Source organism: Gillisia mitskevichiae (genome assembly GCF_003634585.1).
Taxonomy (GTDB): domain Bacteria; phylum Bacteroidota; class Bacteroidia; order Flavobacteriales; family Flavobacteriaceae; genus Gillisia; species Gillisia mitskevichiae.
In genome coordinates this window covers 960,886-975,194 of sequence record NZ_RBLG01000002.1, presented here as the reverse complement: position 1 = coordinate 975,194, position 14,309 = coordinate 960,886, and the positions used below count along the sequence as shown (strand labels likewise).

The following is a 14,309-nucleotide window of genomic DNA, read 5'->3' as shown; positions in this document are numbered from 1 at the left end:
ATGCCTAAAACCAATTTCAAGGTAATTCTTAGTAAGATTATCGTGTTTTACAGCGTGTTTTATGTAATAATGAAACTGATCGCTATACTTTTTGAAGATGCATGGGTACTTCCTAATCTAATTTTAGCATTGCCATTTCTTCTATTTGCGGTTATTGGAGGACTATTGATGAAAAAAGAAAAATTCTATTGGATGTATGTGGTCATTGGCGTTTTGGTAATAAGCGCAATTAGGTATTATGAAGCAAGTTGGGTGGTTACTTTACACGAATATTTTACTTAATTTACAGAAAACCCTTAATCTTCTTTTAATCGATTTTTAGGTTGTATCTTTGCAGCCGTTTTCCGCTAGCACTATTTTTGTAATAGGCGGGAATTCAAAAAGGTATTAGGTTATGAGAACAAAGTCCAGAAGAAAGAACAAAATTAATGTAGTCACACTTGGTTGTAGTAAGAATGTTTACGACAGTGAGGTATTAATGGGACAATTGAAAGCAAACGACAAGGATGTTGTTCATGAAGAAGAAGGGAATATTGTTGTAATCAATACGTGTGGTTTTATAGATAATGCCAAGGAAGAGTCTGTAAATACTATTTTAGAATATGTTGCAAAAAAGCAAGAAGGAGAAGTAGATAAGGTTTTTGTAACAGGATGTTTAAGTGAAAGGTACAAACCAGATCTTCAGAAAGAAATTCCAGATGTAGACCAATATTTTGGAACTACAGAATTACCAGAATTATTAGCGGCTTTGGAGGCAGATTATAAACATGAACTTTTAGGAGAGCGTTTAACTACAACCCCTAAGAATTATGCATATTTAAAAATTGCAGAAGGTTGCGACAGACCTTGTTCTTTTTGTGCTATCCCACTAATGCGCGGAAAACATAGATCTACTCCTATAGAACAATTGGTAAAGGAAGCTAAAAGTTTAGCGGCGAATGGCGTTAAAGAATTGGTATTGATCGCACAGGATCTTACTTATTATGGTTTAGATCTTTACAAGAAAAGAAATCTGGCAGAGTTATTAGAGAATCTTGTACAGGTAGAGGGAATAGAATGGATCAGATTACATTATGCATTTCCAACAGGATTTCCAATGGATGTGTTGGATGTGATGAACAGAGAGCCAAAGATTTGTAATTATTTAGATATACCACTTCAGCATATTTCAGATTCTATTTTGAAATCTATGCGAAGAGGAACTACGGAAGCAAAAACAACTAAACTTTTACAAGAGTTTAGAAAAGCTGTTCCAAATATGACAATTAGAACTACTTTAATTGTTGGATATCCTGGTGAGACCGAAGAAGATTATCAAACTTTGAAGAATTGGGTAATAAAGATGCGTTTTGAACGCTTAGGCTGTTTTACCTATTCTCATGAAGAAAACACTCATGCATTTAATTTGGTAGATGATGTTCCGCAGGAAGTGAAGCAACAGCGAGCTAATGAGATCATGGAAATTCAATCTCAGATCTCATGGGAATTAAATCAGAATAAAATTGGAGAAACCTTTAAAGTGATCATCGATAGAAAAGATGGGAATCATTTTATTGGGAGAACAGAATTTGATTCGCCAGATGTAGATAATGAAGTTCTTATAGATGCAACAGAGATTTACTTAAAAACGGGTGAATTCTATGATGTAAAAATTCACGAGGCAGCAGATTTCGATCTTTATGGTACTCCTGTAAACGCAGATGTTTCTAAACCGGTTAGAAAAGAATTAAAAATTAGAACTTCCTAGAGAATGGCAGTTGGTTACGAAAAGGTAATCATTGCTTAATCTTAAGATCACTTTATATAGCAAAAAAACTATAATATTTGAAAAGCCTTTTAAATAAGGTTGTTTCATATAATCTTTAGTTTTTGTCGACATCGATTTGTGAAGAAGCCGTCCCAAAAGGACGGCTTTTCTTATTAAATTTTGTTTTTTGACTAAATCGTAACTTGCAAGTAACATTAACTTAACATTGGAGTCGCACATTTGCACCGACAAAAACAAACAGGTTATGAAATTAAAGTGGTCTATGTTACTTCTCTTTGGATTGGTAACTTCTTATTTTGCACATGCGCAAGATATCACAAACAACAAATTTGGTAAAGGTTTAGTGAATGTGGTGGCAAAAGATAGCTCGTATAGCTTAAAATTTGCAGCTCGTTTTCAATCTTTATATACAGGATCTTGGGATTTCCCCAATAATGATAATTTAGAAAATGGAGAAGGACAATTATTAATTAGAAGAGCAAGATTGAAATTTGAAGGTTTTGCTTACTCTCCAAAATTAACTTATAAGATAGAATTAGGCTTGTCTAATAGAGATATAAGCGGAGGTTCGGAATTTACGAGCAACTCGCCTAGGTATATCTTAGATGCCGTATTAAAATGGAATTTCTACGAAAATTTCGAATTATGGATTGGACAAACTAAACTTCCTGGTAACAGAGAAAGAGTTATTTCTTCTGCAAATCTACAAACCGTAGATCGTTCCCTAGTAAATAGTGAGTTTAATGTAGACCGTGAAATGGGTTTCCAGTTACACCATCATTTTGGATTGGGTGAAAAGGCGATCATTAAAGAAGCCTTTGCTTTTTCTCAAGGAGAAGGTAGAAATGTAACTACTGGAAATCTTGGAGGATATCAGTATACAGGTAGATTAGAGGTTCTTCCTTTTGGAGACTTCGATGATTATTCTGGCGCAGATTTAAAAAGAGAGCAAACTCCAAAATTAGCTTTGGGAGTGAGTTACGACCATAATAGCAATGCTGTAAAAACTCGTTCAAATAGTGGAAGTTATATGACCACCGATACTGGCTTTTTCGAAACAGATATAAACACGTTCTTTGTAGATGGAATTTTCAAGTATCAAGGTTTTTCGGCAATGGCAGAATATGCTAAAAGAACTGCAGATAATGCAGTTGCTGTAAATTCGGATGGCACTCCAACCGGAAGAGTAGTAGAAGTAGGAGACGGGATAAATATGCAAGCTGGATATTTGTTTAAAAACAATTTTGAAGTTGTTGGTAGATATACCCAGGTTGCTTTAGATGAAACTTTAACGGGTGAGGGTATAGAGAATCAGTATACCTTTGGTGTTTCAAAATATATAGTTGGACATAAATTAAAAGTTCAAACAGATGTAAGTTGGAACGATTACGAGAACAACTTAGACAATAGCTTAGCATATAGATTACAAATAGACATTCATTTTTAAAAATAATTAAACCATGAAAAAAGTATTATTAATTGCAATTTTATCTTTCGCTGTTATTTCTTGCGGAAATAATAAAGGTCAGGATAATGAAAACGGGGAAGCAGGATCTGGAACGATATCTATAGATGGTTCTAGTACAGTTTATCCTATTACTGAAGCTGTTGCTGAAGAATTTAGAGCAGAGCAACCAGATGTAGATGTTACTATTGGAGTATCAGGAACAGGTGGAGGTTTTAAGAAATTTGGAAGAGGAGAAATAAATATTTCAGATGCTTCTAGACCAATTAAAGAATCTGAAGCGGCAATCGCAAAAGAAAACAACATCACTTATGTAGAACTAGAAGTTGCTTATGATGGACTTGCAGTTGTTATTAATCCAGAAAATGATTGGGCTACTACTTTTACAGTAGAAGAATTAAAAAAGATCTGGGAGCCTGCAGCTCAAGGGAAGATCATGAAATGGAATCAGATAAACCCAGCTTGGCCAAATGAAGAAATTCATTTATTCGGACCTGGTGTTGCTTCTGGAACTTTCGATTATTTTACTGAGGCTATCGTTGGTGAAAGCGGTTCTAGTAGAGGAGATTTTACAGCAAGTGAAGATGATAATGTATTAGTACAAGGTGTTTCCGGAGATAAATACGGACTTGGATTCTTTGGATTGGCGTACTTTGAAGCTAATCAAGATAAATTAGCTCTAGCATCTGTAGATGGTGGAAATGGACCTGTAAAACCTTCCACAGAAACTGTAAAAAATGGAACTTACGCTCCATTATCTAGACCTTTATATATTTACGTAAACAGTTCTTCATTAAAAGATAAGCAAGTTATAGATTTCGTGAACTTTTATCTAGATGAAGCTGGAGCATTGGCAAAGGATGTGGGATATATTTCTATGACCAAAGAAGAATATGCCATTCAAAAAGAAAAATTCAATAAGTTTGTTAAAGAAAATCAATAGTCAGATATTGAAATGATTACAATATTGGAAAAAGTATAATTTTACTGAAGACTGAAATACCTGCCTAATTGTGGGCGGGTTTTCAGTTTATTAAACCTTTTACCCTAATTTAATTTTACAAATGCGAAAACTTAAGGAATTAGTAATTGAAAGGAGCCTTTTATTAAGTGCTCTTATTACTATTGCCGTAACAGTTGGAATTGTTTTAGTGCTTTCTATTGAGGCCGTAAATTTTTTCAGTGAAGTTTCGATAATAGACTTTATAACAGATCCAGAATGGACTCCGTTATTTTCTGATAAACATTTTGGGATCCTTCCTTTACTTTCTGGTACCCTTTTAACTTCGTTTATCGCAATTGCATTTGCAGTACCTGTAGGACTATCCATTAGTATTTATCTTAGTGAATATGCGCCAAAAAGTTTTAGAAGAACTATCAAGCCTCTCCTAGAGCTACTTGCTGCAGTACCAACTGTAGTTTATGGATTCTTTGCTTTAATGGTAGTAACTCCGTTCTTACAGTCTTTTATACCTGGAATGTCTAGTTTTAACTCTTTATCTGCCGGTTTGGTTATGGGGATCATGATTATTCCTTATATCTCTTCCTTGAGTGAAGATGCGCTTCATGCGGTTCCAAACTCTTTAAGGGAGGCCGCCTATGGAATGGGATCTACAAGATTGCAAAATTCATTTAGAGTGATGGTTCCAGCAGCCTCTTCTGGTATTATAGTATCTATAATATTAGCGATTTCCAGAGCCATTGGGGAAACGATGATCGTTGCTATTGCGGCAGGACAACAACCAAGATTAACTTTTGATCCAACGGTACCAGTAGAAACAATTACAGCCTATATCGTTCAAGTGAGTTTAGGAGATGTGCAACATGATTCTTTGGAGTACAAAACTATCTTTGCAGCTGGGATTACTTTGTTCGTTTTTACATTTTTGCTGAATACAATTAGTTATAGAATCAGAAAAAAATTCCAGGAGAAATATGAATAATATTAGAAAGAACAGACTGAAGGATCAGGCTTTCAAAATATGGGGAATTTTCTGTACGTTGTTGGGTCTTGTTTTGCTTGCAGTTTTTATTGGAAATATTCTCGTAGATGGAATTATGAGAATAGACTGGGAATTTGTAATGAATCTTCCATCTAGAAAACCTGAGAAAGCAGGAATATATACTGCTCTTATGGGAAGTATTTGGGTGCTATTACTTACTACCTTGATTGCATTACCGGTTGGTATTGCAGCAGCTATTTATTTAGAAGAGTATTCTAAAAAGAATAAACTCTCAACTATTTTAGAAGTAAATATTTCTAATCTTGCTGGAGTGCCCTCTATAATCTATGGATTATTAGGGTTGGAAGTTTTTGTAAGGATCTTAGAAATGGGAGCAAGCGTGTTGGCAGGGAGTTTTACTTTAGCATTGTTAATCTTACCAATAGTTATAGTTTCTACTCGTGAAGCTTTAAAAGCGGTTCCTAAATCTATTAGAGATGCATCATTTGCAATGGGTGCTTCAAAATGGCAAACAGTATATCATCAATTATTACCTGCTTCATTTGGAGGGATCTTAACGGGGATTATTTTAGCCTTATCCAGAGCAGTAGGAGAGACGGCGCCATTAATTGTAATTGGAGCCTTGGCATATGTGCCATTTGCGCCTTCTTCAGCAATGGATGAGTTCTCGGTATTGCCGATTCAGATATTCAACTGGATCACACGTCCGCAGCACGGATTTGTAGAGAATGCGGCCGCAGCTATAATTATTTTATTGTTGATTACCTTTGTAATGAACGGGATTGCGGTTTATTTCAGAAATAAATGGCAGAAAAAATTTAAATAACAGAAGTGTTATACTATGAGTAAAGATAAAAAGGAAAGCGTGATAGAAAGTAGCATCAAACGTAAGTATAAGTTACAAGCGAATGATGTAAAAGTGTGGTACGGGGATTTCATGGCTATTAAGGGTATTAGCATGGATATTAAACCCAATAAGGTTACTGCTTTTATTGGACCTTCAGGTTGTGGGAAATCTACATTTTTAAGATTGTTCAATAGAATGAACGATTATGTAGATGGTTTTAAGATGGAAGGAGAGATCAATATAGATGGTAGCAATATTAATGATAAGGATATAAACGTGGAATTGCTTAGAAAGCAAGTGGGGATGGTATTTCAAAAACCAAATCCATTTCCTAAATCTATTTTCGAAAATGTTGCCTACGGATTAAAGATCCAAGGACTTAAGGATAAAGCATTTTTGGAAGAACGTGTGGAAAGCTCCTTGAAACAAGTTGCACTTTGGAATGAGGTAAAGGACGATCTTAATAAATCGGCATTAGCGCTTTCTGGTGGGCAACAACAACGTTTATGTATAGCTAGAACCTTGGCAGTAGAACCATCTATTATACTAATGGATGAGCCAACATCCGCTTTAGACCCTATTTCTACAGCTAAGATTGAAGAACTTATCTATAAATTAAAAGATAAGTATACCATTGTAATTGTTACGCATAACATGCAACAAGCAAGTAGGATTAGTGATAATACGGCATTTTTCTATCTGGGGGAACTAATAGAATACGATAAGACCAATAAGATCTTCACTAATCCAGAAAAAGAACAAACCGAAAACTACATTACAGGTCGTTTCGGATAAACTTATAAATTATGATGAATTTAGAAGACCATAGGGAAATTTTGAATCAATCTGGAATGGAAATGTTTCAGCTGGTTAGAAAACAATTTATAAAATCTAAAGAGGCATTTCTTACTCATGATAGTGATCTTGCAGAAGAAGTTTTGCATACAGAAAACCGAGTAAATGGAATGGACCTTAAGTTAGACAGGGAATGTGAGCGTTTTATCGCCTTACATAATCCGGTAGCTGGTGATTTAAGATTTGTACTTGCATTAAGAAAGATCAATTTCGATTTAGAGCGTATTGGAGACCATGCTTATGGAATTTCCAGTTATATAGTAGAGGTAGATACTCCCGTAGATCAGGCAATACTAGATAAATTGGATTTTGAGGAAATGTATACGGCAGCATTATCTATGCTAGACGATATTAGAGATGCTTATCAATCTGGGAATGCAAAAAAAGCTAGAAAGGTGTTTAAAAAGGACAAAATCCTTAATAAGATCAATCTAAACTCTTTTGGAGTTATTTCTGAAGAAGTTCAAAAAGATCCGAAATTGATAGATCAGTATTTATTGCTGTTTTCAGTAATAAAGAAAATTGAAAGAGTAGGAGATCTAATCACCAATATTGGGGAAGAGATTATATTTTACCTTGAAGCCGAAGTATTAAAGCACAGAAAGAAGAAAGGCCCGTCTAAACCAAGTAAATAAGAGTTTAGAGGTGAGTAGTTTTATTATCTAAAATAAAATTATACTAGGCTGTCAGATTGAGCGGAGTCGAAACCTAATTTTAATTAAATGTTCTCGACTTCGCTCGAACGGACAAATCGGTCTATTTTAAATGGTTGATAATTAAATCAGAATCTTATATAACTATTTCTGAATTCAGTAAAAAATCACAAATATTGAGAATGCAGCCTTAAGTAATATTTAATGGCTGCATTTTTATTTTTAAGCAATTGCATATCGCATATCAACTGGTTTCTGGAATATTCTTCTGGCTGAAAAAGTGAAGTTTCTGAAGTTTGTAATTTTTCAAACTGATCGAGACATACATAAACACGAGAAAGTCCAAAAAGAACGATCCTTGTAAATTCCTGAAGCTGTTTTTTGGGAGAATTGCATTTTTCTATGAGCGCTACTGTAATATTTAATTCTGAAGTAAAGGAATTGCGTAATAGATGAATTGATTCACTTTTGATTGCAAGTGTTTCTATATTTTGCTGTACATCTTCATAAACATCAAAAATATCATTTCCCAGTTGCATCAAACCGCCCAATTGGTAAATCATCTCTTTCTCCTCTTTTTCTAATTTATGATCCAAACATAATCTATAGAACAAAAAGGAATGTCCTCCTTTGAGAAAAGTGAGTTCTTTGATCTTTTTTTCTGAAAGCTTTTTATTAAGCTGAAGTTCACTTTCTGCTTGTGTATTAAAAACTTCCTTAGCTTGTTGCTTAAGGGCTTCCGGATTTTCTGAAGATCGCAGGCCTCTTAAATAACAATGCTTTAATAGTGCTTCGTAGCTGTTTATTGGCAGTAATTTTTCTGGAGCAATTATAAAATCTTTCAGATGCATCACTTCTTTGTCCTGTTCATCAAAGAGATCATCGAGTAAGCCTGAAATTCCACCTAAGTATGTGATAGTGGTTCGTTCTGCAAAATTCAAAGGAGAGCCTCTTAAAACACCAAATGCATAACCCAAAATGGCTGGTACTCCTAAAGCATAATACTTGGAGAATTTATTAAAATCCTCTTTTTTAAGGCTGCCATCATTATTGGCTTTGAAAGATTGAAGCTCTGGAAGTACATGTTTATTTAGAAACTTTTTTTGCTCTCTAACATTTTGGAACAAAAAAAATGCAACTGAAGGAAGTTTCAAAACCCCGACAGTTGCATTCAAAAATGAATTTATATTATTTTTCATTCAGAAGAATTGGCTTTCCGAATTCTAATTGTTCTAATTTTTCTAATTGTGTTTCAGCATCGCCAACGATAAGATAATACATTTTAAAAGGGTTCACATATTCTCCAGCTAAGGATTTTAAATCTTCCAAGCTCATCCCATTCACAATAACTTCTTGTTGCTTGATAAAATCATCCTTATAATTATAATTTGCAATATCACTTAGCATATTTAATTTGGCTCCTAAAGTTTCAAATTTTCTCGCATTGCTTTTTATCATAAAACTTTGGGTCACATCGAGATCTTCTGGTTCCAAGCTTTCCGAATAGTTAATTAAAATATCCTTAATTAAAGCAATTGCTTCAAAAGTGATATTAGAACGAACCCCAGTAGAGATCTCGAATGGTCCTACTAAATCCCCTCCATTAAACCTAGATCTTATCCCGTAAGTATAGCCTTTTCCTTCTCTGAGTTCTTGAGTAAGCTGAGACGCAAAACTTCCACCGCCAAGTCTATAATTCATAACTTCTGCTTTGTAGAAATCTTCATCTGTAGCTTTTAAAGCTGGAGCTCCAATTTTAATAACCGACTGCTTTGCTCCGGGTACATCATAAAAATAAACCTGAGAATTTTCTGGAGTAATAGGGGTAGGGAAGCTTGGAATTTTAACAGATACAGGTTTCCAATTTGCTGAAATCGCTTTTAAGGATTCATTAGCCATTTTTTGGTCCAGATCTCCCACAGCCAAGAATTTAGCTCTCATTGGAGAAAGATTGTTTTTGTAATAGGTTTTAAGATCATCTAAAGTAATAGCTTCTACAGATTGAGGAGTTCCTAAAATATTTTTGGATAGAATATGATCTTTAGAATAGATCAGTTTTCTAAATTCAATTTCAGCAATACTGTTAGGATTCGCTTGTTGTTGCTGTAACCGACTAAGAACTTGCTGTTTTGCTAATTTAAATTCAGCTTCATCCCATCTTGGTTTTAATAGAATTTCTTCTACAAGCTTCATGGTTTCCTCAAAATTACGTGTCAAGCTACTTCCAGAAAGCACTATTTTTTCATCTTCAGCATTCACATAAATACTAGAACCTAATAACTCTATTGCTTCTTCCAGCTCTTGCGGAGTCTTCTTTGCTGTTCCTTTGGTTAATAAGGTGGCCAATAAATTAGATACTCCGGTTTTATTAGGTTTTTCCAATAATAATCCACCTTCCATCTCTAAGCTGAATTGAATTATTGGCACTTCATTAGATGTAATTCCAGAAACACTTAAGCCAGAAGGTAAATTGAATTTCCATATTTCGGGAACTATAATTTCTGGATTTCCCCAATACGGTGGTTCGCTGCTTCTGTCGAAACTACTTGGGGTTTTTTCATAGGAAACATTGGTATTAGGATCAAATTCTTCTTCGGCTCCTTCAACTATTTTTTCTTCAACAACTGTTGCCAATACTGCATTTTCTAAAGCCAGTTCTTTCTGTACTTTCGGCACAAAACTAGTAGCAACATATGGTTTTCCCTTAATGTATGTATTATACACTCGCATAACATCTTCCGCAGAAACATTTAAAATTTTCTCTACATTCTTATTGATCTCGTTTGGGTCGTTTGCGAAGATCTGATATTGTGCTAATTGAAAACCTTTCCCTAAAACGCTAGAAATGCTATTATAAAAATCGGTTTCCTGTCCAGCTTTTATTCTTTTAAGATCTTTTTCTGAAATTCCCTTTTTCTCAAACTCTTTAAAGGTTTCATTTATGGCTTTCTGAACATCGTCTAGATCTTTACCATCATAAGCTCTTACCTGAAGCATTAATTGCCCAGCTAATTCAGAAGTATAATCGAACATATTTACTCTATCTGTTAGCTCTTTTTCTACCACTAATTTTTTATAGAGCGGTGCATTTTTACCATCTGCAAGATACTTAGCTAAGATCTCTAAAGCATAGGAATCTTCATGATAGGAATATTGAGAAGGCCAGGTAAGTGTTAGTTCAGGAAGGTTTGCGAAATTATCTTCGTAATAAAGACTTTTAGTTTCTTTTAAATTAGCCGGTCTTTTATCTTGTCTTGCGATATCTGCTCCCGCTGGGATCTCATCAAAATATTTATGGACCCATTCTTTTGCTTGTTCTTTATCAAAATTACCAGCAATGGTCAAGGTTACATTATTTGGCACATACCACTTATTATAAAAATCTTTAACATCCTGTAATGTGGCATTTTGAAGGTCTTCTAAAGAACCAATCACTTGCCAGTTGTAAGGATGATCCTTAGGATAGAGATTTTGATCTATTACGGCAAAAGTATGGCCGTAAGGATTATTGTCTACACCTTGTCTTTTTTCATTTTTCACCACTTGCTTTTCCTTAGCTAATACTGGTTCTGTCACAGTATTAATAAAGTAACCTAATTTATCTGCCTCTGCCCAGATCATTTTTTCAAGAGCATCGCTAGGCACTGTTTGGAAATAGTTAGTTCTATCTCTGCTTGTAGATCCATTTGCTCCAGAGCCACCAATGCGCGCACTCATTTTATCTAAACCTCCTTTTCCTAGATTTTCAGATTCCAAAAATAATAGGTGTTCAAAAAGATGCGCAAAGCCCGTTCTTCCTTCAATTTCCCTTGCAGAACCAACATGACTGGTAAGAGCTACCGCCACTACAGGATCCGACTTGTCTTCGTGTAGAATCACCCTTAAACCATTTTGTAAAGTAAAGGTTTCAAAGTCTACATTTATCCCGGTAGCTTTCTCCTGAGCTATTACGGAAAAAGGAAGCGCCAAGAAAAGTATTAATAAGGCTGAAATAGTATTCTTCATGTTTTAAATTTCTAAGTTTTATTATATATATCCGTTTTTCGTTGAACTAGACATCTAACCATCCTAGTGCCCTGTTCCAATAGCTATCGGCATTGTTTCAAGGTCTAGATTTATTGTATTCATTCATAATTGGATGAGATTCTGAAACAAGTTCAGAATGACGTGGTTTTATCATATTATGATACTGCAAGCACAATCATTTAAATCTTCAATCTGTAATTTTCATTATTTACAAAGAACACTGCATTTACAAAAAACAACTTTCCGTTTTCCCAAAAAGCTCTAAATAATGGATTATCCACCATATAGATCACACTTCCACTTCCCATTGTTTCTTCTCCAAAGATCATGGAGTTTTTCATGTTTTTTGTAGCCTCGTTTCCTGCAAAACCAGAAATAATTTCTGGGGAATCCTTTAAATATGCAATATTATAACCTTTAGATAAATAGCTATAACTGTCGCTACTTAATTTTAAGCTGAAATAAGTGTCGCCATATCCAAATGCCATTGGGTGCGTATTGTCTAGAGTAGTTTTTACAATACTACCTGTAATAAGCTTTTTTATTCCTTCTCGTTCCCGGGTAGCATAAGGAATTAGATTGGCGGTGGCACTAGTGTCTTTTTTAACTTCAGGTTTATTCTCTTTTAGATTAAAGCCCTCTTCTCCTGCAAAACTACCAACTGCATTGCCCATGGCTATTACTTTTCCGCCTTCTTGAACCCAAGTTTTAATATTTTTTAATGCCTCCTTATTCAAAATGCTATTATATCGCCCAGAAGGGATCACTAAAACATCTATTAGAGAAAAATCTATATTCTTAAAATAATCGGTATCAATAGGAGTGATCGGGTAGTGAAGATCTTTTTCAAAGAAGTGCCATATCTCACCAAAACTTAAAGAGGAAACTCCTTCTCCTCGAAGCACACCTATTCTGGGTTGATTAATGATCTTTATTTCTGAAGACCCAAAATCTGGTCCGCTTTTAGAAAAACCAGAGTTGGCCGCTGTAAGTTGTCTCCCGTGCTCATTCGCGATCTCAATTATTTTATTGCTGAAATCATTGAAGGTTTTATTATCACTTTTAGTAATAATAAGACTTCCCGGCTTAAATTTTTGATCTCCATTTACAAACTCCAAAGTGCTGTACCTAACCTTAATTCCTTCTTTTAATAAAGCAGCTAAAAATCGAGCATCTTCCATGCTGTCCCACTTAGAAATATAAGCGCTTGCATTAGAAGTGGTATTATTAACAGCGGTTATTGATCTCGTATTGTTAAGGTTTAAAAGTTTATTACTAGCTACTGCTTCAAATCCATACGCATATGGTAAACTCCAAGCAGTAATATCATAAGTTAAAGAGTCGGTTAATTTGGTGTTAGGTTCAAAAAGAACTTTTACCATTTTTCCTTTTGGCTGATCGGTATTAATAACCAATGTAGTTTCATTGGTATTAAAATCTGCCTGCTTATTCTGAGAATAATTAAAACCTTTAATTTTTCCAGAATTTGTGGATCCATACTTTATTTCATGAAGATCTAAAAGTGATTTTAAAGCTGCAATTTTATCTGGACTGCCATTCAACGCATAACTTTTATAGGATAATTGATCGTTTTGATAAAATTTATTGAATTCAGAATTTAATTTTTCAACATTTTTTGAGGCGATCTCTACAGTAGATAATCCTGTTGTTAAATGATGTGCAACACGATCTACTAGGGTTAATTCATAACCTTCAGAAGTTTGAATTCCAAGACCTGCTTCTCCATTTCCTGCTTGCTCATAAGTCATTCCTATAGCTCCCATATAGGTTGGGTAGGTATCTCCATAGCTTGGGTATAAAAGATCAAAACGTTCCTTGGTAAAATATAACCAGCCATTTTCATCAAAATACTTAGCATGATTTTTTCCTATTTCCGTCTGAAAATCGCGTTGAAAAGGAGTGATTATTTCATGAAAAGGCTCTGCAGCTGGAGCAAAATAGTAAGGGTCGTTAATACCTTGTTCATGAAAATCTACATGGATATGTGGCATCCATGAATTATAAATTTTAAGTCGGTTTTTGGTTTCTACTTGCGTAGCCCAAGCCCAATCTCTATTTAGATCGAAAAGATAATGATTTGGTCTTCCTCCAGGCCAAGGTTCATTGTGTTCAGCTGCCAAAGGAGACGCATTATAAGGAGTTGCTTTTACTTGATTATACCAGTTCGCATATCTATCTCTCCCATCAGGGTTTATACAAGGGTCTAAAATAACGACTGTATTTTCAAGCCATTCCTTTTTATTGGTCACTAACTCATAAACGGTTTGCATAGCAGCTTCAGTACTAGAGGCCTCATTCCCGTGAACATTGTAGCTTAACCAAACTATGGCTTTATCTGCCTTGTTTCCAGAATTGTTGGTACTTACTCCTGTATTATTAAGATGATTCTTTCTTATTTCCTCAATATTTTTCAAGTTTTCTTCTGAAGAAATTATAGCATAGGTAAGGGGTCTATTCTCATTGGTTTTGCCGTAAGTAGTATATTCAACTAAATTAGAGTTTTCGGCAACCTGTTTAAAATAGTTCACAACCTCTGCGTGGCGTGTAAATTGAGTTCCAATTTCATAACCTAAAAATTGTTCTGGAGATTGTAGATTTTGAGAGAAGCTTGAAACTGTAAGGAAACCACAGATAATAAGAAGGAAAATCGATTTTTTCATTTATAAGAATTGTAGATATTTTAGCAACAGTAAATATACTATTCTTGGTT

11 protein-coding genes are annotated in these 14,309 nt (G+C 34.6%); 8 read left to right on the top strand and 3 right to left on the bottom strand.

Annotation, left to right across the window (positions count from 1 at the left end):
- The 8 genes from BC962_RS10190 to phoU all read left to right on the top strand — a co-directional run bounded on the left by BC962_RS10190 (position 1) and on the right by phoU (position 7,534).
- Positions 1-282 (top strand): hypothetical protein, encoded by a 282-nt coding sequence (locus BC962_RS10190; protein ID WP_121345892.1) that lies wholly within the window; start codon positions 1-3, stop codon positions 280-282.
- A 112-nt stretch (positions 283-394) separates the two neighbouring features.
- Entirely contained in the window at positions 395-1,747 is a 1,353-nt protein-coding gene (gene rimO / locus BC962_RS10185) for a 30S ribosomal protein S12 methylthiotransferase RimO (RefSeq protein ID WP_121345891.1), read from the top strand.
- Positions 1,748-2,012: 265 nt separating this feature from the next.
- Positions 2,013-3,215, top strand: coding sequence for a porin (locus BC962_RS10175; RefSeq protein WP_183075489.1), 1,203 nt, complete (start codon positions 2,013-2,015; stop codon positions 3,213-3,215).
- Positions 3,216-3,228: 13 nt separating this feature from the next.
- The gene (locus tag BC962_RS10170) at positions 3,229-4,176 is read left to right on the top strand and encodes a PstS family phosphate ABC transporter substrate-binding protein (protein WP_121345889.1); all 948 of its coding nucleotides are present in this window, start codon (positions 3,229-3,231) and stop codon (positions 4,174-4,176) included.
- A 121-nt stretch (positions 4,177-4,297) separates the two neighbouring features.
- Entirely contained in the window at positions 4,298-5,176 is an 879-nt protein-coding gene (gene pstC / locus BC962_RS10165) for a phosphate ABC transporter permease subunit PstC (RefSeq protein WP_121345888.1), read from the top strand.
- Positions 5,169-6,023 carry a phosphate ABC transporter permease PstA gene (gene pstA / locus BC962_RS10160; protein ID WP_121345887.1) on the top strand — a complete coding sequence of 285 codons (855 nt, stop codon included), beginning with the start codon at positions 5,169-5,171 and terminating at the stop codon, positions 6,021-6,023. The genes pstC and pstA overlap by 8 nt, the downstream gene beginning before the upstream one ends.
- Before the next feature lie 15 nt (positions 6,024-6,038).
- Positions 6,039-6,839: a phosphate ABC transporter ATP-binding protein PstB gene (pstB, locus tag BC962_RS10155; RefSeq protein ID WP_121345886.1), complete on the top strand. Its 801-nt coding sequence runs from the start codon at positions 6,039-6,041 to the stop codon at positions 6,837-6,839.
- An 11-nt stretch (positions 6,840-6,850) separates the two neighbouring features.
- Positions 6,851-7,534 carry a phosphate signaling complex protein PhoU gene (phoU, locus tag BC962_RS10150; RefSeq protein ID WP_121345885.1) on the top strand — a complete coding sequence of 228 codons (684 nt, stop codon included), beginning with the start codon at positions 6,851-6,853 and terminating at the stop codon, positions 7,532-7,534.
- Between the two features lie 185 nt (positions 7,535-7,719).
- On the opposite strand, the gene BC962_RS10145 is transcribed toward phoU, so the two are convergent.
- The 3 genes from BC962_RS10145 to BC962_RS10135 all read right to left on the bottom strand — a co-directional run bounded on the left by BC962_RS10145 (position 7,720) and on the right by BC962_RS10135 (position 14,259).
- The gene (locus BC962_RS10145; RefSeq protein WP_121345884.1) at positions 7,720-8,751 is read right to left on the bottom strand and encodes a hypothetical protein; all 1,032 of its coding nucleotides are present in this window, start codon (positions 8,749-8,751) and stop codon (positions 7,720-7,722) included.
- Positions 8,741-11,557: a M16 family metallopeptidase gene (locus BC962_RS10140; protein WP_121345883.1), complete on the bottom strand. Its 2,817-nt coding sequence runs from the start codon at positions 11,555-11,557 to the stop codon at positions 8,741-8,743. Before BC962_RS10140 ends, BC962_RS10145 begins: the two co-directional genes overlap by 11 nt.
- Positions 11,558-11,757: 200 nt before the next feature.
- Complete coding sequence (locus BC962_RS10135; protein WP_121345882.1) at positions 11,758-14,259, bottom strand: M14 family zinc carboxypeptidase; 2,502 nt, start codon at positions 14,257-14,259, stop codon at positions 11,758-11,760.
- Positions 14,260-14,309 lie beyond the last annotated feature (50 nt).

Bases quoted from the DNA above. Each gene is read 5' to 3' on its own strand.
- BC962_RS10190 (WP_121345892.1), top strand. From the start codon at position 1: ATGCCTAAAACCAATTTCAAGGTAATTCTTAGTAAGATTATCGTGTTT.
- rimO (WP_121345891.1), top strand. From the start codon at position 395: ATGAGAACAAAGTCCAGAAGAAAGAACAAAATTAATGTAGTCACACTT.
- BC962_RS10175 (WP_183075489.1), top strand. From the start codon at position 2,013: ATGAAATTAAAGTGGTCTATGTTACTTCTCTTTGGATTGGTAACTTCT.
- BC962_RS10170 (WP_121345889.1), top strand. From the start codon at position 3,229: ATGAAAAAAGTATTATTAATTGCAATTTTATCTTTCGCTGTTATTTCT.
- pstC (WP_121345888.1), top strand. From the start codon at position 4,298: ATGCGAAAACTTAAGGAATTAGTAATTGAAAGGAGCCTTTTATTAAGT.
- pstA (WP_121345887.1), top strand. From the start codon at position 5,169: ATGAATAATATTAGAAAGAACAGACTGAAGGATCAGGCTTTCAAAATA.
- pstB (WP_121345886.1), top strand. From the start codon at position 6,039: ATGAGTAAAGATAAAAAGGAAAGCGTGATAGAAAGTAGCATCAAACGT.
- phoU (WP_121345885.1), top strand. From the start codon at position 6,851: ATGATGAATTTAGAAGACCATAGGGAAATTTTGAATCAATCTGGAATG.
- BC962_RS10145 (WP_121345884.1), bottom strand. From the start codon at position 8,751: ATGAAAAATAATATAAATTCATTTTTGAATGCAACTGTCGGGGTTTTG.
- BC962_RS10140 (WP_121345883.1), bottom strand. From the start codon at position 11,557: ATGAAGAATACTATTTCAGCCTTATTAATACTTTTCTTGGCGCTTCCT.
- BC962_RS10135 (WP_121345882.1), bottom strand. From the start codon at position 14,259: ATGAAAAAATCGATTTTCCTTCTTATTATCTGTGGTTTCCTTACAGTT.